22 protein-coding genes are annotated in these 26,422 nt (G+C 72.2%); 8 read left to right on the plus strand and 14 right to left on the minus strand.

What is annotated here, in order from left to right:
- The first annotated feature begins 172 nt into the window (after positions 1-172).
- Entirely contained in the window at positions 173-1,963 is a 1,791-nt protein-coding gene (locus ACQEVU_RS55820) for a tetratricopeptide repeat protein (protein WP_433339358.1), read from the plus strand.
- Between the two features lie 92 nt (positions 1,964-2,055).
- Here the strand turns inward: ACQEVU_RS55820 and ACQEVU_RS55825 are convergent, their stop codons facing one another.
- Positions 2,056-2,457, minus strand: coding sequence for a hypothetical protein (locus ACQEVU_RS55825; protein ID WP_433339359.1), 402 nt, complete (start codon positions 2,455-2,457; stop codon positions 2,056-2,058).
- Between the two features lie 102 nt (positions 2,458-2,559).
- A complete protein-coding gene (locus tag ACQEVU_RS55830; protein WP_433339360.1) occupies positions 2,560-3,300 on the minus strand; it encodes a hypothetical protein in 741 nt (246 codons plus the stop codon).
- A gap of 76 nt (positions 3,301-3,376) precedes the next feature.
- On the opposite strand from ACQEVU_RS55830, the gene ACQEVU_RS55835 reads away from it, so the two are divergent.
- Complete coding sequence (locus ACQEVU_RS55835) at positions 3,377-4,552, plus strand: DNA recombination protein RmuC (protein WP_433339361.1); 1,176 nt, start codon at positions 3,377-3,379, stop codon at positions 4,550-4,552.
- Between the two features lie 3,408 nt (positions 4,553-7,960).
- On the opposite strand, the gene ACQEVU_RS55840 is transcribed toward ACQEVU_RS55835, so the two are convergent.
- Positions 7,961-8,773, minus strand: a complete 813-nt coding sequence (locus ACQEVU_RS55840) for an aminoglycoside N(3)-acetyltransferase (RefSeq protein ID WP_433339362.1) — start codon at positions 8,771-8,773, stop codon at positions 7,961-7,963.
- A gap of 19 nt (positions 8,774-8,792) precedes the next feature.
- Between ACQEVU_RS55840 and ACQEVU_RS55845 the strand changes: the two genes are divergently transcribed.
- The 3 genes from ACQEVU_RS55845 to ACQEVU_RS55855 are packed head-to-tail and all read left to right on the plus strand — an operon-like array spanning position 8,793 to position 11,241.
- On the plus strand, positions 8,793-9,626 hold the full coding sequence (locus ACQEVU_RS55845; protein ID WP_433339363.1) for a sugar phosphate isomerase/epimerase family protein: 834 nt from the start codon (positions 8,793-8,795) through the stop codon (positions 9,624-9,626).
- A gap of 43 nt (positions 9,627-9,669) precedes the next feature.
- On the plus strand, positions 9,670-10,743 hold the full coding sequence (gene ychF, locus ACQEVU_RS55850) for a redox-regulated ATPase YchF (RefSeq protein WP_433339364.1): 1,074 nt from the start codon (positions 9,670-9,672) through the stop codon (positions 10,741-10,743).
- A gap of 24 nt (positions 10,744-10,767) precedes the next feature.
- Complete coding sequence (locus tag ACQEVU_RS55855) at positions 10,768-11,241, plus strand: phage tail protein (protein WP_433339365.1); 474 nt, start codon at positions 10,768-10,770, stop codon at positions 11,239-11,241.
- 103 nt (positions 11,242-11,344) lie between these two features.
- Here ACQEVU_RS55855 and ACQEVU_RS55860 read toward each other — a convergent pair whose 3' ends face one another.
- The gene (locus ACQEVU_RS55860; protein ID WP_345124477.1) at positions 11,345-11,662 is read right to left on the minus strand and encodes a pterin dehydratase; all 318 of its coding nucleotides are present in this window, start codon (positions 11,660-11,662) and stop codon (positions 11,345-11,347) included.
- A 206-nt stretch (positions 11,663-11,868) separates the two neighbouring features.
- On the opposite strand from ACQEVU_RS55860, the gene ACQEVU_RS55865 reads away from it, so the two are divergent.
- The gene (locus ACQEVU_RS55865) at positions 11,869-12,267 is read left to right on the plus strand and encodes a (deoxy)nucleoside triphosphate pyrophosphohydrolase (RefSeq protein ID WP_433339778.1); all 399 of its coding nucleotides are present in this window, start codon (positions 11,869-11,871) and stop codon (positions 12,265-12,267) included.
- Positions 12,264-12,755 (plus strand): DUF1990 family protein, encoded by a 492-nt coding sequence (locus ACQEVU_RS55870; protein WP_433339366.1) that lies wholly within the window; start codon positions 12,264-12,266, stop codon positions 12,753-12,755. Before ACQEVU_RS55865 ends, ACQEVU_RS55870 begins: the two co-directional genes overlap by 4 nt.
- Before the next feature lie 28 nt (positions 12,756-12,783).
- Here the strand turns inward: ACQEVU_RS55870 and ACQEVU_RS55875 are convergent, their stop codons facing one another.
- The 9 genes from ACQEVU_RS55875 to ACQEVU_RS55915 all read right to left on the minus strand — a co-directional run bounded on the left by ACQEVU_RS55875 (position 12,784) and on the right by ACQEVU_RS55915 (position 23,392).
- Positions 12,784-13,767 (minus strand): succinate dehydrogenase/fumarate reductase iron-sulfur subunit, encoded by a 984-nt coding sequence (locus tag ACQEVU_RS55875; protein ID WP_433339367.1) that lies wholly within the window; start codon positions 13,765-13,767, stop codon positions 12,784-12,786.
- Positions 13,767-15,632, minus strand: a complete 1,866-nt coding sequence (locus ACQEVU_RS55880) for a fumarate reductase/succinate dehydrogenase flavoprotein subunit (RefSeq protein ID WP_433339368.1) — start codon at positions 15,630-15,632, stop codon at positions 13,767-13,769. Before ACQEVU_RS55880 ends, ACQEVU_RS55875 begins: the two co-directional genes overlap by 1 nt.
- Positions 15,633-15,641: 9 nt before the next feature.
- Complete coding sequence (locus ACQEVU_RS55885; RefSeq protein WP_433339369.1) at positions 15,642-16,463, minus strand: hypothetical protein; 822 nt, start codon at positions 16,461-16,463, stop codon at positions 15,642-15,644.
- 796 nt (positions 16,464-17,259) lie between these two features.
- Positions 17,260-18,639, minus strand: coding sequence for a TldD/PmbA family protein (locus ACQEVU_RS55890; RefSeq protein ID WP_433339370.1), 1,380 nt, complete (start codon positions 18,637-18,639; stop codon positions 17,260-17,262).
- Positions 18,636-20,072, minus strand: a complete 1,437-nt coding sequence (locus tag ACQEVU_RS55895; RefSeq protein WP_433339371.1) for a TldD/PmbA family protein — start codon at positions 20,070-20,072, stop codon at positions 18,636-18,638. The genes ACQEVU_RS55890 and ACQEVU_RS55895 overlap by 4 nt, the downstream gene beginning before the upstream one ends.
- Positions 20,073-20,135: 63 nt before the next feature.
- The gene (locus ACQEVU_RS55900; protein WP_433339372.1) at positions 20,136-20,420 is read right to left on the minus strand and encodes a 4a-hydroxytetrahydrobiopterin dehydratase; all 285 of its coding nucleotides are present in this window, start codon (positions 20,418-20,420) and stop codon (positions 20,136-20,138) included.
- A 109-nt stretch (positions 20,421-20,529) separates the two neighbouring features.
- Complete coding sequence (locus tag ACQEVU_RS55905) at positions 20,530-21,609, minus strand: S8 family serine peptidase (protein ID WP_433339373.1); 1,080 nt, start codon at positions 21,607-21,609, stop codon at positions 20,530-20,532.
- A gap of 20 nt (positions 21,610-21,629) precedes the next feature.
- Positions 21,630-22,925, minus strand: coding sequence for a hypothetical protein (locus ACQEVU_RS55910; protein WP_433339374.1), 1,296 nt, complete (start codon positions 22,923-22,925; stop codon positions 21,630-21,632).
- Positions 22,922-23,392, minus strand: a complete 471-nt coding sequence (locus ACQEVU_RS55915) for a hypothetical protein (protein ID WP_433339375.1) — start codon at positions 23,390-23,392, stop codon at positions 22,922-22,924. The genes ACQEVU_RS55910 and ACQEVU_RS55915 overlap by 4 nt, the downstream gene beginning before the upstream one ends.
- Positions 23,393-23,463: 71 nt before the next feature.
- On the opposite strand from ACQEVU_RS55915, the gene ACQEVU_RS55920 reads away from it, so the two are divergent.
- Positions 23,464-24,327, plus strand: coding sequence for a hypothetical protein (locus ACQEVU_RS55920; RefSeq protein ID WP_433339376.1), 864 nt, complete (start codon positions 23,464-23,466; stop codon positions 24,325-24,327).
- On the opposite strand, the gene ACQEVU_RS55925 is transcribed toward ACQEVU_RS55920, so the two are convergent.
- On the minus strand, positions 24,305-26,401 hold the full coding sequence (locus tag ACQEVU_RS55925) for a prolyl oligopeptidase family serine peptidase (RefSeq protein WP_433339377.1): 2,097 nt from the start codon (positions 26,399-26,401) through the stop codon (positions 24,305-24,307). The two genes, ACQEVU_RS55920 and ACQEVU_RS55925, sit on opposite strands and share 23 nt — an antisense overlap.
- Positions 26,402-26,422 lie beyond the last annotated feature (21 nt).

A 26,422-nucleotide genomic window follows, 5' to 3' on the forward strand; every position in this document is an offset into this window, starting at 1 on the left:
CGACACATAACGACCGCTCCATGCATGAATGGCGGGGTTCACGCCGTCGATCTACCGTGGACACTGGCGTTCGTGGGAGGATTCTCGTCACGCTATTGATCTCGGCTAGTTGCCCGCAGTGATCTTCAGCGGCCTGCGGGGGGTTTGAGTACCGACGCGCAGAAGAGGACCGATGACTGGCGGACGATGGAGTGGCCAGACCCGATTTCTCGTCGTGTTCGTCGGGCTCGCCCTGGTCGCACTGGGCGTGCTGACGACGGTACAGTTCCGCAGCACCGCCGGCGCGGCCGCCCTCGTCGGGGCCGGCGTGCTGGTCGGGCTCGCGGGCCTGTCCGGCGGGACGATCGTGGTCCGCTCCGGCGACCGCGAGGAGCGCCTGGCCTCGGCCGGCAAGGCCCAGCAGGAGGGCGACGCCGAGGGCGCCTACGACCGGTTCGTCCAGCTCATTCGCGGCCACGCCCCGCAGGCGATCGCCTATCACGAGGGCGCCAACGCCGCACTCTATGAGGCCGCCGGGCGCGAGGGCCAGAAGCTCCAGCCCGTTTTCGGGTACTTCCTGGGCCCCATCGCCATGTCCGAGGCCCACATCATCGTCGACGTCCGGGCCGGCACCGGGTTCTCGATCGCGCGCATGCAGGCGACGCTGCAGGCGCTGCTGGTCGGCCCGACCGCGGCGTTCCAGGCCGCGCTCGTCATCATCAACGCCTCGCCCGACGACTCGATCCTGTCCTCGGTGCGGCAGCTGAGCACCGCGCTGGACCGCCCGGTCGCCGCGGTCGCGTGGCGCATCGGCGACCACTCCGACGCCATCTCCGACGCCATCGTCTCGCTGCGCCGGGAGCTGCGCCGCCGCGACCACGAGTCGCCGATCGAGGTGCCGGCCGAGGTCTTCGAGGAGCCGGACATCTTCGAGCCGGTGCGCATGCCGACCCGGCCGCCCGCGCCGATTCCGCACCAGCAGCCGGCGCACCTGGACGACGATGTGTACCCGCACATGACGTCCTCCACCGTCTACGGCGCGGCCGCGGCCGAGCCGCACGAGGAGGAGCCCGACCCGGTCGAGTGGCCGGCGCCCGAGCCGCGCCGCCGCCCGTCCCCGTCGCCGGCGCCGACGCAGGCGCCGCGGGTCTACGACGACTCCGCGAGCTGGCAGCGCGCGACCGACCTGCATTGGCGGGGGCAGCTGCAGGAGGCTCAGGAGGCGTACCGCGAAATCGTCGACGCCCGCGCCCACGCCCTCGGCTGGGACCACCCCGACACGCTGACGGCCCGCGACCAGCACGCCACCGTGCTGCGCGACCTCGACCGGCTGGCCGAGGCCCTGGTCGAGTGCGACGAGGCGCTCACCGCGCGGGTGCGGATCCTCGGCGAGGACCACCCGGACACGCTGACCAGCCGCAGCCATCTGGCGACCATCTACCACCAGCTGGGCGACCTCACCCGGGCGGAGGCCGAGCACCAGCGGGTCCTCGAGTCGCGGACCCGGGTTCTGGGCGCCAACCACCAGGAGACGCTGATCAGCCGCAGCAACCTCGCCAAGGTCTACCAGGACATGGGGGAGCTGGACCGGGCGATCGACGAGCACCGCACCGTGATGCGCGCGCGGGCTCGGCTGCTCGGCCCGGAGCACCGCGACACGCTCATGAGCCGCAGCCTGCTCGCCTCGGCCCTGCACCACGCCGGCCGGCTGCCCGACGCCGAGTCCGAGCACCGCGCCGTCCTCGGCAGCCGCCTGCGGCTGCTCGGCCCGGTCCACCTGGACACGGCCGTTTCCCGGCACCGGCTCGCGAGCGTGCTGCACGACCTGGGGCGGCTGGACGAGGCGATCACCGAGTACCGGGCGGCCCAGGCCGTCTATGCGGAGCTGCTCGGGGCGTCCAGCCCGTTCGCCCGGGCGGCCGCCTCCGACCTGGCCCTGGCCGAGCGGGCCTTGCGCGGCGCGCAGGGCACGCACCGCTACTGACGGCGGCTCCTAGGGGCAGCACCGCCACTGACGGCGGCGGCGTGCCGGGCCCGCACTGCTCCTGACGGCGGCGGGGCGCAGGGGCGGCACCGCTACTTGCGGCGGCGGTGGCGCGTCGTGGGCGGGGCGACGAGGCGGCCGGTCGCGCCGTCGAGGTCGACGGCGGCCAGGACTGGGCGGCCGAGGCGGGCCGTGAGCCAGCGGCGCTGGTAGTCGCTCAGGTCGTTGAGGAAGACGACGGCGTCGACGCCGTCCCGCTCGGCGGCGGCCGCCACCTCGGCCAGCTTGCCGGGGCGGATCACGAAGCGGCGCGACAGCGGGGCGGTCATGAGGCGCACCCCGCCGTCGGAGACGCCGCGGCGCTGGACGAACCGCTGCCGCACCCGGGCGCCGAGCGCGGCCAGGCGCGCCTCGACGGCGTCGAGGCGCGCCTCGTGGTCGCGCTCCTTCGCCGAGAACAAGGCGACGAGCACCACTTCCCGGATCTCGGTCACGTGGCCGGCCGTTCTTGGCACCACGGACGTCGGGATGCCTCGTGGGAAGAACGGTCGTACGTTGCACGGACCCGAGCCATGATCTGGATTCGGGGTTTGGTTTTAGAAATCTCCACCGAAGTCGCCGCCGTCGCCGAAACCGGCGTCACCCCAGTCGCCGCCGTCGAAGCCCTGATCGCCGTCGAAGTCCTGGCCGCCGCCGTCGTCCATGGCCTGGTCGAAGCCCTGGTCGTAGCCGGCGTCCTGGCCCTGCTCGAAGCCGGCGTTGTACGCGGCGTCGTAGCCATGGTCGCCCCAGCTGTTGTCGAACAGCGCGTCGAAGACGAGGACCGAGCCGATGCCCCAGGCGCCGGCGACGAGGGCGGTCTTCCACCAGGGCTCGGAGTACCAGCCGGCGGGGACGCCACGGCCGGCGACGGCGCCGCCCGGGTAGTAGTAGGGGGTCGCGTTGCCCGGCTGCGGGCTGGCCCGGTATGCGTGGCCCTGGACGTTGACCTCGCGTTCCTTGGTGATCTGGCCGGCCCGCGCGCCGGCGAGCGGCGGCAGGTCGGGCCCGGGATCGAGACCGAGGGCGACGCGGGCCGCCCGGATGTAGGCCAGCCCCTCCAGCGAGGTCTCGCGGGCCAGGTCGTACTGCTTGAGGCTGGTGGACCGTTCCAGCTGCCCACCGGCGGCGTTGTACCGCTCGCTCGCGTCCACCAGCGCCTGCTTGACCGCCGGCTCGTCACCGGAGAGGTTCATGAGCTGGCCGCCGAGGCGCTCGTACCACCGCAGGGCCTCCTCCCGCGCATCGGCCAGCTGCTGCGCCTTACGCTTCCTGCGCCCGAAGCCGAACACCGTCACCACTCCAACCAGGACGAGTAACCCATGCCTCCGACGGTACCGGTTTCTGTCATACCCCTACGGCATGCTAAACACCGTGAACCTCGCCCTCCTCCTCACCGGACTCGTCATCGGCATCGCTCTCGGCTGGTTCGTCGCCCGTTCCCGCGCGGCCGTCGACCTCGCCAAGCTCGAGGCGACGCTGCAGGCGACCCGCGACGGTGAGGCCCGCCTGGAGGCCTCGCTGCGGGGCCTCACGCTGGAGGCGCGGGGCCAGACGCAGGACGCGGTGGCCGACGCCGTAGCCCCGCTCAACGAGGCGTTGCTGCGCTACGAGCGGCGCGTGGCCGACCTGGAGCGCGACCGGGTAGGTGCGTACGAGTCGCTGCGCGAGCAGGTCCGCGCCATGCACGAGGTCTCCGGCGAGCTGCGCACCGAGACCCGCCGCCTGGTCTCGGCCCTGCGCGCCCCGACGGTCCGCGGCCGCTGGGGCGAGCACCAGCTGCGCCGCATCGTCGAGGCCGCCGGCCTGCTCGAGCACTGCGACTTCGACGAGCAGGTGACATCCGTCACCGACACCGGCGCCGTCCGCCCCGACCTCGTCGTCCACCTGCACGGCGGCCGCCACGTGGTCGTGGACGCGAAGGCTCCCCTGGAGGCCTACCTGACGGCCCTGGAGGCCCCCGACGACCAGACCCGCACGACCCGCCTGACCCAGCACGCCCGCCAGCTGCGCGCCCACGTCGACGCGCTGTCCGCGAAGTCGTACTGGTCGGCGTTCGAGCCGTCCCCGGAGTTCGTCGTCCTGTTCGTCCCCGCCGACACGTTCCTCGACACCGCCCTGCAGCACGACCCGGCCCTGCTCGAGCACGCCTTCGCCCGCAACGTGATCCTGGCCACCCCGGCCACGCTGGTCGCCCTGCTCCGCACCGTCGCCTACGCCTGGCGCCAGGACTCGCTGACCGCCAACGCACACGCCGTACATCAGACGGGCCGCGAGCTGTACGCCCGCCTGAGCACCATGGGCGAGCACCTGGCGAAGGTGGGCACGTCACTGTCGACGGCGGTGTCGTCGTACAACCGCGCGATCGGCTCCCTGGAGGCCCGCGTCCTGGTCAGCGCCCGCAAACTCGCCGACCTGGGCGTCAGCTCCGACCCCCTGCCAACCCCACCCCAGGTGGAGGCGACACCACGCCAGCTGCAGGCCCCGGAGCTCGTGGAGAGCGAGTACGAGGCGCTGCTGGCGGCGCTGCGCGAGGACCCGCCGAAATGACGTAACCCCGCCGCGCTGCGCCCGCCCGCCGCGCCCCGCCGCCCCGCCGCTCTCCCCGCCCCGCCGCGTCCCGCCTCGTCCGGCCCGCCGCGCCGTTCCCGCCTCGCCGCTCTCCCCGCCCCGCCGCGTCCCGCCTCGTCCGGCCCGCCGCGCCGTTCCCGCCTCGCCGCTCTCCCCGCCCCGCCGCGTCCCGCCTCGTCCGGCCCGCCGCGCCGTTCCCGCCTCGCCGCTCTCCCCGCCCCGCCGCGTCCCGCCTCGTCCGGCCCGCCGCGCCGTTCCCGCCTCGCCGCGCCGTTCCCGCCCCGCCGCTCTCCCCGCCCCGCCGCGTCCCGCCTCGTCCGGCCCGCCGCGCCCCGCTGCGCCCCGGCCCGCCTCGGCCTCGCTGCGCCGTGCCCCCTGCGCCGCGCGTCGCGTCCGCCGTCCGCCCGCCGCGGCGTGCCCCGTCTTGCCGCGCTCATCCGCGCTTCATCCCGCCCCCGCCGCGCCCGCCTGCGCTCCGTCCGGGCCTGCAGCGCCCGCGCCGCGCCGCCCTTCGTCCCGCCCGTCTCGCTGCGTCCCGTCTCGCCGCGCCCGCTCGCGCTGCGTCGCGTCGCGCCGCGTCGCGCCCGTCCGCCCCGTCTCGCCGCGCCCGCCCGCGCTGCGTCGCGTCGCGTCGCGCCCGTCCGCCCCGCCGCCGCGCCGCTCCCCAGACCGCCGCCCCCCGCGTCCCGCCTCGCCCGCCCCGCCGCGCCGTTCCCGCCGCGTCCCGCCTCGCCTCGCCCCGCCCCCGCTGCGCGCCGGCCCGCCTCGGCCTCGCTGCGCCGTGCCTCTGCGCCGCGCGTCGCGTCCGCCCGTCCGCCGCGGCGTGCCCCGTCGTACCGCGCTCATCCGCGCTTCGTCCCGCCCGGCCGCGCCCGCCCGCGCTCCGTCCCGGCCAGCCGTGCCCGCGCCGGGCTTCGTGCGGCCCGTCTCGCCGCGCCCGCCCGCGCTCCGTCCCGGCCAGCCGTGCCCGCGCCGGGCTTCGTGCGGCCCGTCTCGCCGCGCCCGCCCGCGCTCCGTCCCGGCCAGCCGTGCCCGCGCCGGGCTTCGTGCGGCCCGTCTCGCCGCGCCCGCCCGCGCTCCGTCCCGGCCAGCCGTGCCCGCGCCGGGCTTCGTGCGGCCCGTCTCGCCGCGCCCGCCCGCGCTCCGTCCCGGCCAGCCGTGCCCGCGCCGCGCTTCGTGCCGCCCGTCTCGCCGCGCCCGCCCGCGCTCCGTCCCGGCCAGCCGTGCCCGCGCCGCGCTTCGTGCGGCCCGTCTCGCCGCGCCCGCCCGCGCTCCGTCCCGGCCAGCCGTGCCCGCGCCGCGCTTCGTGCGGCCCGTCTCGCCGCGCCCGCCCGCGCTCCGTCCCGGCCAGCCGTGCCCGCGCCGCGCTTCGTGCCGCCCGTCTCGCCGCGCCCGCCCGCGCTCCGTCCCGGCCAGCCGTGCCCGCGCCGCGCTTCGTGCGGCCCGTCTCGCCGCGCCCGCCCGCGCTCCGTCCCGGCCAGCCGTGCCCGCGCCGCGCTTCGTGCCGCCCGTCCCGCTGCGCCCGTCTCGCCGCGCCCGCCCGCGCTTCGTCGCGCCCGCCCGCCCGCGCCGCGCTTCGTCCCGCCCGTCCCGCTGCGCCCCGCCTCGCCGCGCCCGCCCGCGCTTCGTCCCGCCTCGCCGCGTCCGCCCGCGCTTCGTCCCGTTCCGCCGTGCCCCGCCTTGCCGCGCCCGGCCGCGCTTCGTGCCGCCTCGCCGCGCCCGGCCGCGCTTCGTGCCGCCTCGCCACGCCCGGCCGCGCTTCGTCCCGCCCGGCCGCCTCCGCCCGCGCTCCGTCCCGTTCCGCCGCGCCCCGCCTCGCCGCGCTCTGTCCCACCCCGCTGCGTTCCGTGCTGCCCCAACCCGCTGCACCGCGTCCCGTTGCGCCCCGCCTCGTCGCGCCTGACCGCGCTCCGTCCCGCCGCGCCGCGCTCCGTCCCGCCGCGCCGCGCTCCGTCCGCCGGGCCGTGTCTGTCCGCCGCCCCGCTCACCGCGCCGCGCTTCGTCCTGCCCGAGCCCCGCTGCACCGCGCCCTGCGTCTGTCCGCCCCGCCTCGCCTCACCGCGCCCGCCCGCGCTCCGTCCCGCCCAGCCCAGTTGCGCTCCTGCGCGGCGCCCCTGCACCGCGCACCGGTCCGTCCGCCTCGCCGCGGCCGCCTGTGCCGCGCTCCGTCCCGCCCAGCCCCTGCGCATCGCGTCCGCCTGCCTCGTTGCGCTCGCCCCACCGTTGCCTGCACTCCGTCCCGCCCAGCCCCTGCGCATCGCGTCCGCCTGCCTCGTTGCGCTCGCCCCACCGTTGCCCGCGCTCCGTCCCGCCCAGCCCCCCTGCGCCGCGCACCGCGTCCGTCCGCCTCGCCGCGGCCGCCTTCGCCGCGCTCCGTCCCGCCCAGCCCCTGCGCATCGCGTCCGCCTGCCTCGTTGCGCTCGCCCCACCGTTGCCCGCGCTCCGTCCCGCCCAGCCCCCCTGCGCCGCGCACCGCGTCCGTCCGCCTCGCCGCGGCCGCCTTCGCCGCGCTCCGTCCCGCCCAGCCCCTGCGCATCGCGTCCGCCTGCCTCGTTGCGCTCGCCCCACCGTTGCCCGCGCTCCGTCCCGCCCAGCCCCCCTGCGCCGCGCACCGCGTCCGTCCGCCTCGCCGCGGCCGCCTCTGCCGCGCTCCGTCCCGCCCAGCCCCGTCATGACGCGGCCCGGTGCGCTGCGCCCGCTTCCGTCCGGCAGCCTTCTCGCCGCCGCCGCTGCCCTGGGCCGTCGTCCTGTGCCGCCGCGGCGCCCCCGGGTACCGCTCCGTGCCCCATGCCGTGCACCGCCTCGTCCTTGCCGGCCGCCGCGCCCGACGCGCCGCCTTTGTCCGCGCTGCGTCACGCCCCGTCGCCGGGACCGAGTTCGACGCCGTTGGGGGGCTGCGTGGCGCGGTTGACTTGGTCGCGTGGCCGGAAGTCCGCGTTGAGACCCGCCGCACGTGGCCGCCGGGGCCGCATGGTGCTGTCGCGAACCCCACGGCGGCGTTCGGCCTTGCGTGGGAGTGGCCTTTGCACAGAGGCTGCGCCGGCGGTCGCGGCTGGCGGGGCCGGGTGCGCAGGGTGTGGGGGCCGGGCCGGCTGCCCGGGGCCCGCGGTTGCGGGTGGGCGGCCAGCCTCGGCGGCTCGGGCGACCGGCGGTGGATGTGCGCCGCCGTACCGGGTGCCCGGGCTGTACAAGGTGGGCCGCGCGGCGCCGCTGAGGTGGAGGGCTAACGACGACACGCGGCCCGGGGGGCTGGGCGGATCCGCGTAAGGGGGGAATACCGGACCACCCGTGCACGAAGTCTGAATCCCGAAGCAATTCCGCGACATGGGGCGTGGGTGCCGCAGAGCGGACATGGCGCGATGTGGACACCGCGTGATCAACAACGGGTCAGGTTGAACCACGCTGCGTCAACCAGCGGGTTGCGAAGTCGACCAGTGCGCGTTGGCGCATCAGGCGGGCGGTTCCGGCGCCGACCGGGCCGACGTGCTCGGCGGCGGTGATTTCGGCGAAGTCCTTGGCCAGGGGGGCGAACAATGACGTGTCGTCGGCCAGTTCGCGGTAGGTGACCCAGTGTCGCTCGCCCTCCACCAGCATGGGGGAGCCCTGTCGCAGATATCGCTTCGGTACCGCGGCCCGATACTCCGCCAGGTGCAGCGACGTGTTGTTGTCGTGGCCGACGCCGAGGAGCAGGACCCAGGCGTCCGCTTCATAGAGGCGGGCCAGGGGGGAGCCCTCGCCCAGGCCGTCGTTCAGCTCGTGGGCCTCGGTGATCTGCCTGGCCAGCGGGCCCAGGGCGGCGAAGGAGACCGTCGGGTGGGCGCTTCGCAGCACGCCGGGGAAGGAGCGGAAGCACTCGACGATGGCGCCCATCCAGCCGGTGGGGGTGACCTGTGGGTCGTAGGCCGGCGTCTCGGCGCGGATGGTCTCCCACCAGTCCTCGGGGACCGGCGGGTTGCCCCAGTCGGCGGGGTCGGTCAGGTTGCGCGAGTGGGTCGGCATGACCAGGGTGCCGTCGGGGCCGATGGCCTGCAGGAGGGCGAGGACCACGGCGTGGGCGCCGCCGGCCACCCAGCCCAGGCGCGACAGTGACGAGTGGACGATCACCGTGGCGGACTCGGGCAGGCCCAGCTCGCGCAGCTGGCGGGCGATCGAGTCGACGGTTCCCGGGCGGGTCGAGCGGGCGACGGCGTCGGCTTCCATGCGGTACATAATGTCGCCTATGACCGAGTGGACGCTGTCGGGGTTTGGCGACGAGATCGACGAGGACCCTGCGGTGCAGTTGTCGGTGCTCCTGGGGGTCGGGGCGTCGCACCTGGAGTTTCGCAGCGCGTGGGGCGTGAACGTGGCCGACATGGCCGACGAGGACGTCGACCGCCTGCATGCGCTGCTGCGGCGCCACGGCATGCGGGTCTCGGCGATCGCGTCGCCGATCGGCAAGACCGGGGTGTACGACGACGCGGCCACGGAGCAGGCCCGGCTCAAGCGCGTGATCGCGGTGGCGCGGCGGCTGGAGACGCGATACGTGCGGCTGTTCTCGTTCTACCGGCCCGACGGGGTCGCCGCCGCCGAGGTCCGTGACATCGTCCTGAGCCGCCTGCGCGGGTTCGCCGACGCGGCCGAGCGCGAGTCGGTGGTGCTGGTCCACGAGAACGAGAAGGCCATCTACGGTGACGTACCCGAGCGGGTGCTGGACATCGTCGAGTCAGTCGGCTCGCCGGCGCTGCGGCTGGCCTGGGACAACGCCAACTTCGTGCAGGTCGGGGTGCGGCCGTTCAGCGACGGGTACGAGGCGCTTCGCCCGTACATCGAGTATCTGCAGGTCAAGGACGCCCGCGCGGCCGACGGGGTCGAGGTGCCGGCCGGCGAGGGCGACGGGGAGCTGCGCGAGACGCTGACGGCCCTGCGCGACTCCGGCTGGACCGGCTTCGCGTCGCTCGAGCCGCACCTGCACGACCCGGCGCGGCCGGACGTGCTGTCGGGGCCGCGGCGCTTCGGGGAGGCGGCCCGCGCGTTCGCGGGGCTCGCCGGCGAGCTGGGAGTCCGGCTGACCTGACCCACGTCCCGGCGCGGCGGCGTTCTCCGTAGACTCATACGTCGTGGCACTCAGCATCGGGATCGTCGGCCTGCCCAACGTTGGCAAGAGCACCCTGTTCAACGCCCTCACCAAGGGCGACGCGCTCGCGGCGAACTATCCGTTCGCGACGATCGAGCCGAACGTGGGGGTGGTCGGGCTGCCCGACGCGCGGCTGGGGCGGCTCGCCGAGTTGTACGACTCACAGAAGGTCATTCCGGCGCCGGTGTCGTTCGTGGACATCGCGGGGCTGGTGCGCGGGGCCTCGAAGGGGCAGGGGCGCGGGAACGCGTTCCTGGCCAACATCCGGGACGCCTCGGCGATCTGCCAGGTGGTGCGGGCGTTCTCCGACCCCAACGTCGTGCACGTCGACGGCAAGGTCTCGCCGCGCGACGACATCGAGACGATCAACACCGAGCTGATCCTCGCCGACCTGCAGACGATCGAGAAGGCGCTGCCGCGGCTGGAGAAGGAGGCCAAGGTCCGCAAGGAGCGGGCCGGGGTCGCCGCGGCCGCGAAGGCCGCCGCGGAGGTGCTGAACGAGGGCAACACGCTGTACGGCGCCGGCTTCGACGTCTCCGAGCTGGGCGAGCTGCACCTGCTGACCGCGAAGCCGTTCCTCTACGTCTTCAACGTCGACGAGGCCGAGCTCGGCGATCCCGCGTTCCTCGACGAGCTGCGGGCGATCGTGGCGCCGGCCGAGGCGATCTTCCTCGACGCGAAGATCGAGTCGGAGCTCACCGACCTCGACGAGGAGGAGGCCCTGGAGCTGCTGGCCTCCATCGGGCAGCCGGAGCCGGGGCTGCACCAGCTGATCCGGGTGGGGTTCCGGACGCTGGGGCTGCAGACGTACCTCACCGCGGGGCCCAAGGAGGCCCGTGCCTGGACGATCCCGATCGGCGCGACGGCCCCGGAGGCGGCCGGCGTCATCCACTCCGACTTCCAGCGGGGCTTCATCAAGGCCGAGGTCGTCTCCTTCGACGACCTGATGGCGGCCGGGGCGATGAACGCCGCGAAGGCCGCCGGCCGGGTGCGGATCGAGGGCAAGGAGTACGTGATGCAGGACGGCGACGTGGTCGAGTTCCGCTTCAACGTCTGAGGCGCGGCAGGGTAGGGAGCACGCATGTCGTACGTCGTTGATTTCGAGAACGTCTCCACCGTCGGTCTGGAGTCGTCACCGGTCGCCGAGGCCCTCGCGGGGCTGCGCGCCAACGAGGCCCGGTACTTCAGGAACAAGTACGACCATGTCTTCACGGTTTTCACGGTCGAGCCGGCGTCGACGGCCCAGGATGCGGTTGACTACGTGCATCGCATCCTGCGCGAGGAGCGGGACCTCGTCATCGGCTCCCGGCCGTTGGAGGCGACGTCCTTCGAGGTCGAGGGCATCCGCTGGACGTACGTCTTCTATGAGTCGGGCCTGTCCATCAACGTGCTCTACACGCTCGAGGACGCCGGGAAGCGTGCCGTCGGGTTCAAGCTCTCCGACGGGATGGAGGTCCCTGAGGAGCTGGCTGACCGCTTCAAGTTCGCCCGCCAGCGGTCCAAGCTTGCTGGCACCATCCGTGGCTCGTTCTTCGTCATCAAGGGCGAGTACTGACGGTCCGGCCGAAGGACCGGTTCTTGGCACCACGGACGTCGGGATTCCTCGTGGGAAGAACGGTCGCAAGTTGCACGGACCCGAGCCAGGCTCAAAAAAGGTTTTATGCGGCACCCGCGATGATCGTTTTGTACATGTCCTCGATGCGGGCGGCCAGCGTGACCTCGCCGGGGGAGAGCTCCGAGTCGGCCGTGCCGGGGACGCGGAGGCGGATCTGGGTGCGGCCGTCCAGGCGGCGGACGTCCGGGCGGACGCCGACCGCGTCGGCGACCACTTTCATTCGCTCGGTGAGTGCCGCATGCTGGGAATCGTCGAGATGCAGCGTCCGGCGGATCTCGCCGCCGTCGAGCGTCCAGCCTTGCAGTAATGCCAGCGCATCACTGAGATAGTCGCGGTGATCATCGCTCCACCGGGCCCGCATTTCGACCTACCCTCCCACGGCATCGTTGCCGGCTTGTGGCCGTTTCGAAGCCTGCCCGTCATCAACGGTGTCTGCAAGTCTGACTAGCAACCGGTGGATCTGTCCACGGCCACTTTTCCCTCGTCTGGTGAACAACAGGGCACTGCCATCCACCGGAACTTCATGTGGATCTGGCACTCTGGTTGCCCGTGCAGACCGAACGGGTGATGCCAAGGATCATCGTCGGAGCCGCAATCGTCTCCGAGGGCCGCGTGCTGGCCTGTGAACGCGCCCAGCCGCCCGAAATGGCCGGAAAATGGGAGTTTCCCGGCGGGAAGGTCGACCCGGGGGAGACCGAGGAGCAGGCGCTGGTGCGCGAGTGCCAGGAGGAGCTCGGGGTCGACGTCGCGGTCGGGCCGCGGGTCGGCGACGACATCTCGATGCTGGGTGGCACCGCGGTGCTGCGGGTGTACGTCGCCACGCTGATCAACGGCGCCCAGCCGGTCGCCCTGGAGCACAGCGACCTGCGCTGGCTGGCCGCCGGGGAGCTCGACAGCGTGCCCTGGCTGCCGGCCGACGCGCCGATCGTGCACGCGCTGAAGCCGTTGCTACCTTCGATTGCGTGAATCTGACGTACTCCGAGGTCGGCGCGACCCTCGACGGGCCGCTGCCGGCCGGCTACCTGCACGTGACCCGGCGCGTGCGGGTCGGCTCCGGCCCGGCGGCGTTCCGTGTCGCCGCGGACGCGCTGGCGCAGTGGCGGCCGCAGCGGGGTGCGGGGCTTCAGGTGCGCACGAAGGCCGAGCGGCCGGCGCTTGGGGTCGACTTCGCCACCGGCATCGGCTTCGGGCCGCTGCGGCTGTGGCAGCCGTGCCGGATCGTGTGGGTGGTGGACGAGCCCGGCCGCTACGGCTTCGGGTTCGGCACGCTGCCGGGGCACGTGGAGACCGGCGAGGAGGCGTTTCTGCTCTCCACCGACGCCGATGACGTCTGGTTCGAGGTACGGGCGTTCAGCCGGCCGGCGAAGTGGTGGGTCAAGCTGGGCGCGCCGCTGGCGCGGCTCGTGCAGGCGAGGGTCACCGACCGGTACGCGGCGGCGATGCAGGGCCTCTGACGAGCGCCAGAGGCCCCGCACGTGCCGATCAGTGAGGGTGGTTGTACCGCAGCTTCTCCGGCGGCAGCGGGAACTCCTGGTCGTCGCCGAACGGCGACGCCGCGGCCGCGCGGTCCAGATAGAGCTCCGCGACCGGGAGCTTGCCGTCGGTGCCCACCGCGGCCTCCTGGGGCAGCGGGCCCTGCTGGTGCCAGTGCGCGCTCGTGTCCGCGGCCGTCGACGACGGGCTCGACGAGTGCGTCGCGGCCGGGTCGTCCAGCTGGTCACGCCGGAAGATCTTGCGTCCGAGCCAGGTCACCGGGTCGTACCTCCGATCGACAACGCGTTCCTTCATGGGGATGATCGCATTATCGGTGATCTTGATGTGCTCCGGGCACACTTCGGTGCAGCACTTGGTGATGTTGCAGTAGCCGAGGCCCTGCTCACCCTGCGCGAGCTCCTTGCGGTCGGTGCGCGCGTCCAGCGGGTGCATGTCGAGCTCCGCGGCCCGGATGAAGAACCGGGGGCCGGAAAAGGCCCGCTTGTTCTCCTCGTGGTCGCGGATCACGTGGCACACGTTCTGGCACAGGTAGCACTCGATGCACTTGCGGAACTCCTGCGAGCGCTCCACATCGACCTGCTGCATGCGGTACTCGCCGGGCTCCACGCCCTTCGGCGGCGCGAAGGCGGGCAGCTCCCGGGCCTTCTGGTAGTTGAAGTTGACGTTCGTGACCAGGTCCCGGATGACCGGGAACGTCCGCAGCGGGGTCACGGTGACGGTCTCCGTGTCGCCGAACGTCGACATGCGCGTCATGCAGCCCAGGCGCGGCTTGCCGTTGATCTCCATCGAGCAGGAGCCGCACTTGCCGGCCTTGCAGTTCCAGCGCACGGCCAGGTCGGGGGTCTGCGTGGCCTGCAGCCGGTGGATGACGTCGAGCACGACCTCGCCCTCGTTGACCTCCACCTGGAAGTCCTCCAGCGAGCCGCCCGTGTCGTCACCGCGCCAGACGCGGAAATGGCGCTTGGTACCCATCACAGCTCCTCGTCGGTCATGTACTTGGCCAGCTCACTGCGCTCGAACAGGCCCTGGAGCTCCGGTCGCATCACCGGCAGCGGCTTGCGCTCGAGCCGGACGTCCTCGCCCTCGAGCGAGCAGACCAGGTTGACCCGGCGCCAGTTCGGGTCCATCTTCGGGTAGTCCTCGCGGGTGTGGCCGCCACGGGACTCGGTGCGCTCGAGGGCCGCCTTCGCGGTGCACTCCGAGACGACGAGCATGTTTCGCAGGTCAAGAGCGAGGTGCCAGCCCGGGTTGTACCGCCGCCCGCCCGTCGCCCCGACCTTCTTCACGCGCTCCTTGAGCTCGGCCAGGCGCACCAGCGAGTCACGCAGCTCGCCCTCACGGCGGATGATCCCGACCAGGGTGCCCATGATGTCCTGCAGCTCCTGGTGCAGCGTGTACGGGTTTTCGCCGCCCTCGCCGCGCTGCAGCGGGGCCAGCGCCGTCTCCACGGCCGCCTCGACCGACGCCGCCGACGGCTTGCGCCGCTTCGTTTCGGTGGCGTGGGCCGCCGCGTGCTCGCCCGCCCGCTTGCCGAACACCAGCAGGTCCGACAGCGAGTTGCCGCCGAGCCGGTTGGAGCCGTGCATGCCGCCGGACACCTCGCCGGCCGCGAACAGCCCGGCCACGGCCGCCGCCGCGGTGTCGGCGTCGACCTCGACGCCGCCCATCACGTAGTGGCAGGTCGGCCCGACCTCCATCGGCTGCTTCGTGATGTCGACGTCGGCCAGCTCCTTGAACTGGTGGTACATCGAGGGCAGCCGCTTGGTGATCTGCTCGGGCTTCAGCCGGGAGGCGATGTCGAGCAGCACGCCGCCGGCCTGGGTCCCGCGGCCGGACTTGACCTCGTTGTTGATGGCCCGGGCGACCTCGTCGCGCGGCAGCAGCTCCGGCGGGCGGCGGTTGTTGTCCGGGTCGGAGTACCAGCGGTCGGCCTCCTCCTCCGTCTCCGCGTACTGCTTGCGGAAGACGTCGGGCACGTAGTCGAACATGAACCGCTTGCCCTCGGTGTTGCGCAGCACGCCGCCGTCACCGCGGACCGACTCGGTCACGAGGATGCCCTTGACCGAGGGCGGCCAGACCATGCCGGTCGGGTGGAACTGCAGGAACTCCATGTTGATGAGCGTCGCGCCGCTGCGCAGGGCCAGGGCGTGGCCATCGCCCGTGTACTCCCAGGAGTTCGACGTCACCTTGTAGGACTTGCCCACGCCGCCCGTGGCCAGCACGATCGCCGACGTCTCGAACAGCACGAACTCGCCCGACTCGCGGTAGTAGCCGAACGCGCCGGCCACCGCGCCGTCCTCGATGAACAGCTCGGTGATCGTGCACTCCTGGAAGACCCGGATGCGCGCCTCGTAGTCGCCGTGCTCCCGGTAGTCCTCCTGCTGCAGCGACACGATCTTCTGCTGCAGCGTGCGGATCAGCTCCAGCCCGGTCCGGTCGCCGACGTGCGCCAGCCGCGGGTACTCGTGCCCGCCGAAGTTGCGCTGGCTGATCTTGCCTTCGCGCGTGCGGTCGAACAGCGCGCCGTAGGTCTCCAGCTCCCAGATGCGGTCCGGGGCCTCCTTGGCGTGCAGCTCGGCCATCCGGAAGTTGTTCAGGAACTTGCCGCCGCGCATGGTGTCGCGGAAGTGCACCTGCCAGTTGTCGTTCGCATTGACGTTGCCCATCGCCGCGGCGGCGCCGCCCTCGGCCATGACCGTGTGCGCCTTGCCGAACAGCGACTTGGAGATGATGGCGGTCTTCTTGCCCGCGAGCCGCGCCTCGATGGCGGCCCGCAGCCCGGCGCCGCCCGCGCCGATCACGACGACGTCGTAGGTGTGTCGCTCGATGTTCGTCATCGGGGGGTCCTAATTCCAGATTCGAAGGTCGGTGATCCAGTCGGCGGACACGGCCATGATGTACGCGTCGGTCAGGATCACGGTGAACAGCGACGTCATCGCGAACGTGCCGTGGCGGGTGTTGAGCTTGGAGATCAGCGTCCACAGCTGGTACCGCACCGGGTGCTTCGAGAAGTGCTTCAGCCGCCCGCCCATCACGTGGCGGCAGGCGTGGCAGCTGGCGGTGTACCCCGCCAGGGCGATCACGTTCACCACGATGATCAGCGACCCGAGCCCGATGCCGAACCCGCCGTCGTCACCCTTGAACGCGTGGAACGCGTCCCAGATGTTGATCAGCAGGATGAGCGACGCCACGTAGAAGAAGTACCGGTGCGAGTTCATGAAGACGAGCGGGAAGCGCGACTCGCCGCTGTACTTCTTGTGGGGCTCCTGAACCGCGCACGCCTGCGGCGACATCCACAGCGAGCGGTAGCCGCTCTTACGGTAGTAGTAGCACGTCACCCGGAACCCGGCGACGAACGGGAACGCCGCCAGCCCGAGCGGCAGCCACCGCGGAAACGCGCCGAACGGCGTGCCGAAGTGCGACGAGCCTTCGACGCACGAGTCGCTCAGACACGGCGAGTACAGCGGCGTGAGGTATCCGTGCGCCCCGACGAAGTACCACTTCGCCATGAAAATCCGGATCGTCGAATAGACGATGAAGAAAAGCAGAATCGCCGCGATGACCAACGGGGAAGTCCGCCACCCGTCCGTCCGCAGTGTCTTGGCGCTGATCGCAGCGCGGCCCCCCGCGCCCGAAACTGACCGTGGCCTGATGGGCGTGGTCGTCATTGAGTACTCCCTGGACGGGCTGGTGAAGAGTTCTCCGATGTACCGATCTATGGTCGGTGCACACGTTACGCCCGATCCCGCAGCGTCGTGCGTTGGGAGTCTGGCGTGTGGCGGTACGCCGCCGAAAGACCTTGCCGAGAATCGCCGCCCTGCGTGGAAAACTTCACTCTGATGCCGTTTATCCAGCTGGCTGTGTTGTCAGCTCGCTGTGCTCGCGTCGGGGGAGCTTCGCTCCACCCGAACCCCCTCAAAACCTACGGCGGCGCACCCTGGCTGTGTTGTCAGCTCGCTGCGCTCGCGTCGGGGGAGCTTCGCTCCACCCGAATCCCCTCAAAACCTACGGCGGCGCACCCGGTCGGCGTAAGGTTCGCTGGGCTTATGGGTGGCCGGCGCGCTTGCGGCAGCGGTCTTGTGTGGGGCGGCGGCGGCAAGCCGCTGTGCTGCGAGCCCACGGTCGTTTGGCGGGCGTCGGCTTCTGAGCCCTAGTGTTCGGCGTCACGACGTCCTGACCCAGGTCGGCGAGCGATGCGGCACCTCGGGTTCGGGCGCTCTGACTGCTTGGGCGCGGGCTCCGGCCACGAGATTGCGCCCTGTGCTGGGGCGTCGCGGTCGGGTGTGCTGGGGCAACGCCGCGGCGCCTGCTCACGGGCCCACGACGGCGTGGCGGTCGGGCGCTATCGCCGCGGCCCGGCCGGGTTTGGAGCTGTAGGCCCGAACGCCGTTCGGCCTGGACCGCCCCGGCCGGGGTGGGATCACCTCGGCCGCAACGCGCTCCCAGGTCGGGTTCGGGCCCGCTTCACCCCGACGCGCCCCCGGTGTAGTTCCACGACGCCAACCGCACCGCGGGCGCCACGAACCCGGCCTCCGCCCACGGCCCCGGCTGCTCCACCGCCCGGCTCCCGATCCCGAGCACCGCCCCCGGCCCGAGCGCCTGCGCGTACGACTGGGTGAACCGGAAGTTCCGCACGGGCGTCGTGATCACCCCGTCCTCGATCAGCCAGACCCCGTTGCGCGTCAGCCCCGTGACCACCAGCGTCCGCGGGTCGAGCACTCGCGTGTAGTGGTTGTCCGTCACCAGCAGCCCCCGCTCGACCCCCGCGACGAGCGCCGCCACCGAGGAGTCCGACGCCGGCCCCTCCACCTCCGTCGGCGTCGCCCCGCCGGTCGGCAGCAGCCGCAGGCTCGTCGGGATCGCCCCGAAGCTGGCGCCGCCCGCGAGCGCGTGCCCGGTCGACTCGGCGCCGTTGCCGGCCCGGGCCGCCGTGCGTCGGTCGTGCACCACCGCGCTCGACACGCCCCGGTCCACCAGCACCACCCGGCGCCGCGGCGTGCCCTCGGCGTCGAACGGGATCGCTGTCGCGTCCGGCAGGCTCGAGTCCTCCACCATCGTCACCGACGGGTCGAACTGCGCCTCGCCCAGCTCCAGGAACGACTGCCGGTCGAGCACCATCTTGGCGTTGAACCCGTACATCGCCAGCATCTGCAGCACGTCCGCCACCGCCGCCGGCTCCAGCACCACCTCGTAGCGCCCCGGCGGCAGCTCGACCGGGTCGGCCCCGGCCAGCGCCTTGGCCGCGGCCCGCGCGCCGAGCACCGCGCCGTCGATGTCGGCGAGCCGCACGGCCGCCAGCCGTCCGAGCCCGTCGGACGTGGCCGTCCGCGCGATGCCGTCCATGGCCGCGCTCGTCCGCGCGGCGGCGAGATGCTGCCCGGCCGAGTTCACATACACCACCCGGGCCGAGGACGTCCGGCAGTATCCGGCGGTGTCCAGTCCCTCGGCCTGCTCCACGAACGCCCGCACCCGCGCGGCCCGCTCGTCCGGCGACGCGGCCGCCGTCTCCTCGTCGACGTTGCCGGCCGCCGTCAGCGGCGCCGCCGGCGCGAGCCCCGGCCAGGTCGGATCGGCGGGCGCCAGCCGCATCGCGTCGACGGTCCGCCGGACGAACTCGTCGAGCCCGTCGAGCACCGTGGTCGTGGTGGCCGCCGTGCGCCCGTCGGCGTGCAGCCGCAGCCGCACCGCCGTCGTCTCGTCGGCGACGTTCTGGTGGATGTAGGAGTTGGCGAACCGGGTCAGCGCCAGCGCGTGCCGCTCCACCGTCACCTCGGCCTCGATCCCGGCGCCGACCAGCTCGAGCACGCGCTGGGCCAGGTCGGTCTCCTTCATCGCCACGCTCATCCCCGCACCCCCACGCGAACGTTCTGGAAGCGGGCCGCCGCGGTCGGGTGGCCGGTGTGCCCGATCTGGCCGGGCTGGCCCTTGCCGCAGTTGGGCGTGCCCCACGCCACGATCTCCGAGCCGAGCATGTCCATGGACCCCCAGAACCGGGGCCCGATGCCGGTGTACGTCGGGTTGCGCAGCATCCGCCCGAGCTTGCCGTTCTTGATCTCCCAGCCGATCTCGCACCCGAACTGGAAGTTGAGCCGCTTGTCGTCGATCGACCAGGACCGGTTCATGTCCATCAGCACGCCGTCGTCGGTCGCCGCGATCATCTCGTCCAGCGTGTGCGGCCCCGGCTGCAGTCCGACGTTGGTCATCCGCACCATCGGCAGCCGCGCCCACCCGTCGGCGCGCACGCTGCCCGCGTAGTCCAGCCCGGCCACCGCCGCCGAGTCGCGCCCGGCGAGCGTGCCGACCCAGATCCCGTCCCGCACCGCATAGCGCTGGCGCGCGGGGGTGCCCTCGTCGTCGTATCCGAACGAGCCCAGCGCGCCCGGTATCGTCGGATCGATCGTGATGTTCATCAGGTCGGACCCGTAGCGCAGCTGGTTGATCTTGGCGAGGTTGAGCCACGACGTGCCCGCGAACGCCGCCTCCCAGCCGAGAATCCGGTCCAGCTCGATCGCGTGCCCCACCGACTCGTGGATCTGCAGCGCCATCTGCTCGCTGCCCAGGATCAGCGTCGTCTCGCCGGCCGGGCACTGCGGCGCCGACAGCAGCGCCCGCGCCTCCTCGGCGATCCTCGTGGCGTGGGCCGGGATGTCCAGCTCGTCGACGAGCTCCCACCCGCGTGTGCCGTATTGCCCGCGGTAGGACGGATAGGAGCGCCGCTGCGTCTCGCCGTCGCCGATGACCGTCGCCGAGATGCCCGCGCCCGACTCGCGGATGTGCTGGTCGATCCGGTGCCCCTGCGACGACACGAACCACTTCCGCGTGTCCCAGATCTGATACAGGCCCTCGGCGATGTCGGCGCCCGCCTTGTGCGCCTCGCCGGTCGCCCCGGTCAGCAGGTCACCCTTCACCGACAGCGCGACGCCCAGCGGGTCTACCTCACACGCGCTCGCCCACGAGTCCACCCGGGCCTCGACGTCGACCAGGTCGACCACCGGCCCCGGCACCGTGGCCGACGCCCGCGCGATCGCAGTGGCCCGCTCGCCGGCTCGCCGGGCGGCGTCGCGGCCCAGGTCGGGTACCGCAAAAAATCCCCAGCTGGATCCCACCAGCGCCCGCACGCCGACGCCGGCGTCCTCGTCCTGGCTCAGATCCTCGATCTCGCCGTTGCGGGCCGTCATCGACTCGGTCCGTCGGTGCATCACGCGGGCATCGGCATACCGCGCCCCGGCCGCGAGTGCCGCCTCCACCGCCGCGGTTGCCACGTCGAATTGGGTCATGATTGGACAGTACCGAGGGGGTACGACAGTTTTGGCGTACTCGACCCTACGTCGATGCCTCGGCTACCCGATCAACTCGTTGATCTGCCCCGCGAGCGCGAGGTCCTTCTCCGTCACCCCACCCGCCGAGTGTGTCGACAGCCGGAAGGTCACGGTCCGCCAGCGGATGTCGATGTCGGGGTGGTGATCGGCCTGCTCGGCGACGTGCGCGACCTCCGCCACCAGCCGGATCCCGTCCAGGAACGAGGGCGCGGTCACCGACCGCTCGATCCCCTCCGCGTTGCCGGACCACCCCGGGAGCTTCACGAGCGCGGCGGTAACTTCGTCGTTGCCGAGGACATCAGCCATGGTTACGAACGTACCCCCGCCGCCACCGAGTCCGCGCGCACCCGCGACGAGAACAGGGCCGTGCTGAGCGCCGCCACGACAGCGATTAGCCCGGCCCGCCTCGGACGGCTCACCCGCGGCGCCGCCGGCCGCGCAGGATGGTCTGCAGGACCGCGATGAACACGACGACTACTGCGGCGGCACTGATCGCGGCAATGACCGCGACCTGTCGCCCGCCCCCGGAGCCGCCGCTGCCGTCCGCGGTCGCCGATGACTTCGCGCCAGCGGTTGGCGATGCTGGCGGTACCTCAGCGGTGAGCGCCTTGACCAAGTCCAGGACACCGTAGCCGTAGTCAGCGTCGCGTCCCGGAGGTCCCGCGTCGTGTGCGGTGTAGGTGAGTCGATGGATGACCTCTTGAGCGCTGAGCTGCGGGTACTTTGCTCGAACGAGCGCCGCCGCGCCGGCCACCAATGCGGTGGCGTCGCTCGTGCCGGACGTTTTGCCATACCCAGCCGAGAGGCTTACCGAGACGATGTCGACGGCTGGCGCCACGAGAGCGACTTCCGGACCGCTGGTCGAGAAGGTCGCATGCTGACCCTGTCGGTCAACGCCGCCGACGGCCAGCACGCCGGGCGCGCTGGCCGGGAATATGACGCTTTTCGCCTTGGGAAGATTGCCCGCTGCGGCGACAACAACGATGTCGGCGGCAAGGGCCTTGTCCAGCGCGCGTTGGAGCTCGGGGCTGGAAGAACCACCCACGGCAACGCAGATGACCTTGGCATTGTGGGCAATGGCCCATTCGAAGCCGGCGGCCAGGTTAGCGGGGGAGCCGCCGTAGTCCGGCGAGGGCGATACCCGCAGCGGCAGGATCGCCGCCTTTGGCGCGATGCCGAGCACTCCGGCGTCGCCGCCCTTGCCCCTGCCCGCAATCAGGCCGGCCAGTGCTGTGCCATGCCCATTGGTGTCGGTGCGTCCGTCGCCGGTTCCGTTGCTGCTGAAGTCCTTTCCGGGCACGACTGCTGGCCCGAGCTCGGGTGCGCTCGTGTCAACGCCGGAATCGGTGAGCGCCACTACGACGCCCTCACCTTGACTGATCTTGTGGGCGTCCGTTACGTGGAGGGCGTCCAAGTGCCATTGCTGATCCCGGACTGAGTCCGCGTGTGCGGCCGACGGCGTCGCCGCGACCATGGCGACGACGAAGGCGGACAACGCCGCCAGCCGACGCCGGATCAACGATCGAGGCCGATCACGCCAGGTGTGGCGCTGTGATCGTCTGGATCGCTCGGTGCCTCGAGCACTGGTGCGACGCCCTCCTCGACCGTCCATTGGTTGTCTGGGTCGTCCTTTCGCTTGGCGCGGCGCTTCGCATACGCCTCGTAGCTCGAGTCCTGCCAACCCCGGGCACCCCCAGAACGCGAGACGGCTTCGCCGTGCGCCTCGGTGACCTGCGCCGTGCGCGTCGTCCGCCGCGTCAAGCCGCCGCGGGCAGAGCTGGTCCGGGACGCAGATCCGCCGGCCATGGGAGATGCTGGCCCTCCCCGGATGACGCCATCCGTGGGTACGGCCGACTGCCTCAAAGACCCCGAAAACGGTCGGCCCGCAGGCTCGCCGATCACTCCACCGAAGCGGGAGGACGGTGCCCGGAGCAAGCGCTCTTCTGAGGGTACGAGACCGCTCGGCGGTCGTAGCGCTGTTGATGACGGGACAGGAACCGGTGGACCGCCCAGGGGTGGCGCGGAGATCACTGCCGGTGAGGCGGGCGGCGCTGGAAAGGTGGCAGGTGGCGATGGCGTGCCGGCAAGCACGGGCGCGTTGTCGGTCCCACTAGGGTCCGGCAGTTCGGAGATGGCCGGTTGCCAGGCAGGGGGCGGATTGAATGTCGGCTGGGCAATGCTGGATGGACGGCTCGAACCGGAACTGCCATCGCTTCCCGCAGGGCCCCCGCTGTTGTCAGTCGCAAGGGATACTTGCGTCTCCCCACCCGTTGTCCATTGATCAAATGTTTGCACGTTTGCCGGGGTGGCGGTCGCATCGGCGATTCGATGGTCCATCTGCTCCATGACCGCCCGGGCCCTCTTGTCGACTTCGCCGTGGTAGTGCGTCAGCACGTTCGGCGAGTTCTTATCCCAGATGTCCAGCCGGCCGAACCACGACTGTGACTCCCAGGCCGCCTGGCGGTCGTTGTAACGGTCGATCAGCGGCTTCAGTTGCTCGCGTGCATCGTGGATGGCGGTCGTTACCTGCTCGTACGTCTGCCGGACCGCGGCCGCGGCGCCGCTGTTGTACTGCACGAGCTGCAGCATTGCGTCGATGCGGTCGAGAAATGCCTGGGCGGCTGGGCTGCCGGCGGGATCCCAGTGCTGTGCCAGCTGATCACGAAGTGCGCTGAGCTTGCTTGCCTGGTCGTCCAGCAGATCCTGCTTCACCCGCCATGCGTGGATGTGTGTCGCGGCATGGTCATCGTTCTCGTCGGCGACCATCTCCCACAGGCCCTGCGTGTTCCACTGGTCGTAGGTGCCGGTCATGCTGCGCCTCGCTTGATGTCCCGCAGGTCCGCCTGCTGATCGGTCTCGGCCTGACGGTCCTGACGGTCCTGTGTGTCAGCGGCGCGCTGCGAGGCCGCCGCGGCGGCCGCCGTTTCGGCCTGAACTGCCGGCCAGGCGGCGTTGATCACCGCCTCGATATCGTGGGCCGAAAGCGTGTCGGCCTGCTGGTAGGCATCGACGATGGACTGCGTTGCTCGGGCCATGACGCTGACGTGTTCGGCCAGCCCGTCGAGGAAGTCGACCGCGGCTCCCATCTGGGCCACGTACTGGTACGCGGCGGCCTGTACCACCGGACTGCCGCTGCGTCCGCCGAACACCGGGTGGTGAACGAAATCCTGCTTGATACGGTCGCCCGTCGGTCTGATGTCCTGATCGGCGTGAACGTGCAGTTGGGCGCCGACCTCCAGGACGCCGGCTTTGTCGATCTTCAGGTGTTGGTCCGACACGGTACCTCCCCCGTTCCGTGCTTTGACACGCCTCACGGTAGCGGAGCAAGTACAGGTGTAGAAAGGACGATATGTCGATACCTCGGGTCACGCGGGAACTGCTCGTGCGGTGTGTCGACACCTGGGCGCCCGGGAATCTGCATACTGCGCACGGAGCGACATTTCTCTACGCCTCCGGCCGTGGGCTGGATCATGAGAGTGCCGAAGGGGTGGTGCGGGCGTTCGCGGAGTTCGGGGATCGGCTTCGTGGGCGGCTCACGCTGTTGTTCGTGGCGCCGGGGGTTGAAGCGTTGCGGGGGCGGCTGGAACTCGTGCAGCGGGAAACGAGTACACCCGCGGGAATGTCGGTTCACGTCGTGCCCGGAGGCGATATCCGGGCCGTGCTGAAAGCGGCCGGAGCGGGGAGCGGGCCGCTGCTGGCCGTCGTCGACGAAACCGTCGAAAAGAATTTTACCGCGGCAACGGTACTGCTCACCGCCCCCGCCGGGACCTGGTCCACGCAGCGCTCGCAACTGCGCGGGGCGGGGCTGGAACTGACGGCCGGAGTGGAGCTTGTCGATGGGGAAAGCGAACTGCTCGTCGGGTTCGGCACGCGGTCGGCGAAAAGTCTTGAGGCGTTCAAGAGTGAGCTCTGGGCGCTCGACGAGTACGCGGGGGTGCGTTATCGCGATCCGCACGATCCCGAGGGGCACCTCATGGATATCTCGCTCGAGCCGAATCCGGGCGCGCTGCGGCGCGAGATTCTGCAGGTGTTGCGCGACGGCGCGATGACGGTGACCGAGCTCAAGCATTTTGCGCTGACCGAGACGGTGTACCGCGGAATCGACGCCCAGAAGGTCATCACCGCGCTGCTGCATGCGGGCGCGGTGAACCGGTCGCCCGAGGGCGGGCGGCTCGGGGGAGACGTGGTGATCAGCCGAGCGACCTCCGGATGAAGTCGAGTTCGATGCGCAGCAGGCGCTCGGCGAGGCCTCCCGAGGCCATGTGCGTGGCGCCGGTGAGCGGGATCATCGAGTGCGGGCGGCCGGCGGCGAGCAGGGCGGCCGAGAGGCGCAGCGTGTGCGCGGCCACCACGTTGTCGTCGACCAGGCCGTGCACGAGCAGCATCGGGCGGGCGTCGTCGGGGCGCACCGGCGGCTCGGCGGCCATCTCCAGCAGGGAGTTGTGGGCGTACACGTCGGGGGCGTCGGCGGGCAGGCCGAGGTATCGCTCGGTGTACGCGGTGTCGTAGAGGCTCCAGTCGGTCACGGGCGCGCCGACAACCGCGCAGTGGTACACGTCCGGGCGGCGCAGGACGCCGAGCGCCGACAGCCAGCCGCCGAAGGACCAGCCGCGGATCCCGACGCGGCCGAGGTCGAGGTCGGGGTGCTTGCCGGCGAGGGTCTCGAGCGCGTCGACCTGGTCGGTCAGGATCACGTCGGAGAAGCGGCGGTGGATCGCCTTGTCGAAGCTGGGGGCGACGCCGGGAGTTCCACGGTTGTCGATGGTCACGACGGCGAAGCCCTGGTCGGCCCACCACTGCTTCTCCTGCCAGCGGCCGCGTGCGGCGATGACCTCCTGGTGGCCGGGGCCGCCGTAGATCGCCACGAGCACCGGGAGCTTGCGGCCGGCGACGTGGTTGCGCGGGTACAGCACACCCGACGGAACGCGCCGGTCCGTCACCCGCTCGAGCGCGGGCCTCGGCGCGAAGGGCATGGGCGCGGCCAGCGATTGGATTTCGGCGATCGATTCGCCGTTGTGGATGATGGTGTACCGCCACCCGCTGCTTTCCAGGCCCTGCGATCCGATGACCACTGTCCGGCCGGCCGCCTGGGCCGTGTGCCAGCCCGGCTCGGTGGTCAGCTTCGTCGCCCGCGGGCTGGACTGCGTGACCGGCACGTGGAAGATGTGCTGCTCGCTGGGTTCGCCGTCGCTGGCCTCCACGACCAGGTCGCCGTCGAGGCGGCCGGCCACCCTCCTGATGTACAAGTTGGGGGGTGTGATCAGGCTCCCGTCGGCGAACAGGCAGCGCGCGTCGTAGCCGTCGTGGGCGAGCTCGCCGCCGACCAGCACCCGGCCGTCCGCCAGGTGGGCCGGCGTGCCCGGCACCGGCTCGACCCAGCGCGGATCGGCGAGCTCGGCGTGGACCTGTGTCTCGCCGGTGCGCGGGTCGACGGCGATCACGAGCCCGTGCTGCTGCAGGCGGCGCAGCACCGCGAGCAGCGGGCCGCCCTGCTCCGACCAGGTGGCGGCGACCAGGTACGGGTAGGTCTCCCGGTCCCAGTGCACGTCCACCCAGCCGCCGTCGAGGTCGAGCACGTGCAGCGTGACCTTGGCGTTGGTCGCCCCGGCGTGCGGGTAGGCGATGGTGGAGGGCGGCTGCTCCGGCAGCGACGGGTCGTGCAGGTGCCAGCGAGGCACGCGCGACTCGTCGACGCGGGTCGTGAGGATGCTGCGGCCGTCGGGGGACCACCAGTACCCCCGGAAGCGGTGGAACTCCTCGGCGCCGATGAACTCGGCGAGCCCCCAGGACACCCCCTCCTCGCCGGCGAGGACGCTGTCGGTGCCGTCGGCGTCGATGACGCGCAGGGTGCCGCCGGTGACGTACGCGATGCGGCGACCCGCCGGGTCGAGCCGCGGGTCGACCACCGGGCCGGCGGTGTCGAGCTCGGTCACGTCGCCGGTGAGCAGGTCGGCGCGGAAGAGGCGGCCGCCGAGGGGGAACACGGCCAGCACGCCGGCCCCGTCGAGCGCGAACGAGCCGATGCCGCCCGCCGACAGCCGCAGCCGCTCGCGCAGGGCCCGCTCGGCCGGCGGCAGGTCGGGCTGGTCGCGCAGCAGGGTCGCGGGGTCGGCCAGGCAACGTTCGGTGCGCGCGGCGACGTCGAAGACCCACAGCGCGTCGCTGGGGTCCTCGGGCCCCGACGAGCGCAGGAAGATCACCCGCGCTCCGTCCGGGCTCACCGTGACTGCGCGGGGCGCACCGCAGGAGAAACGACGGGTTCGTGCGGCCAACTCCGGATAGTCCACCCCGGAATGTTGACTCGTACC

This window comes from Dactylosporangium sp. CA-139066 (assembly GCF_050936175.1).
Classification (GTDB): domain Bacteria; phylum Actinomycetota; class Actinomycetes; order Mycobacteriales; family Micromonosporaceae; genus Dactylosporangium.

Excerpts from the sequence above, each read along its gene's own strand:
- ACQEVU_RS55820 (WP_433339358.1), top strand. The coding sequence starts at position 173 with ATGACTGGCGGACGATGGAGTGGCCAGACCCGATTTCTCGTCGTGTTC.
- ACQEVU_RS55840 (WP_433339362.1), bottom strand. The coding sequence starts at position 8,773 with ATGGAAGCCGACGCCGTCGCCCGCTCGACCCGCCCGGGAACCGTCGAC.
- ACQEVU_RS55845 (WP_433339363.1), top strand. The coding sequence starts at position 8,793 with ATGACCGAGTGGACGCTGTCGGGGTTTGGCGACGAGATCGACGAGGAC.
- ACQEVU_RS55855 (WP_433339365.1), top strand. The coding sequence starts at position 10,768 with ATGTCGTACGTCGTTGATTTCGAGAACGTCTCCACCGTCGGTCTGGAG.
- ACQEVU_RS55860 (WP_345124477.1), bottom strand. The coding sequence starts at position 11,662 with ATGCGGGCCCGGTGGAGCGATGATCACCGCGACTATCTCAGTGATGCG.
- ACQEVU_RS55865 (WP_433339778.1), top strand. The coding sequence starts at position 11,869 with ATGCCAAGGATCATCGTCGGAGCCGCAATCGTCTCCGAGGGCCGCGTG.
- ACQEVU_RS55875 (WP_433339367.1), bottom strand. The coding sequence starts at position 13,767 with ATGGGTACCAAGCGCCATTTCCGCGTCTGGCGCGGTGACGACACGGGC.
- ACQEVU_RS55880 (WP_433339368.1), bottom strand. The coding sequence starts at position 15,632 with ATGACGAACATCGAGCGACACACCTACGACGTCGTCGTGATCGGCGCG.
- ACQEVU_RS55885 (WP_433339369.1), bottom strand. The coding sequence starts at position 16,463 with ATGACGACCACGCCCATCAGGCCACGGTCAGTTTCGGGCGCGGGGGGC.
- ACQEVU_RS55890 (WP_433339370.1), bottom strand. The coding sequence starts at position 18,639 with ATGAGCGTGGCGATGAAGGAGACCGACCTGGCCCAGCGCGTGCTCGAG.
- ACQEVU_RS55895 (WP_433339371.1), bottom strand. The coding sequence starts at position 20,072 with ATGACCCAATTCGACGTGGCAACCGCGGCGGTGGAGGCGGCACTCGCG.
- ACQEVU_RS55900 (WP_433339372.1), bottom strand. The coding sequence starts at position 20,420 with ATGGCTGATGTCCTCGGCAACGACGAAGTTACCGCCGCGCTCGTGAAG.
- ACQEVU_RS55910 (WP_433339374.1), bottom strand. The coding sequence starts at position 22,925 with ATGACCGGCACCTACGACCAGTGGAACACGCAGGGCCTGTGGGAGATG.
- ACQEVU_RS55920 (WP_433339376.1), top strand. The coding sequence starts at position 23,464 with ATGTCGATACCTCGGGTCACGCGGGAACTGCTCGTGCGGTGTGTCGAC.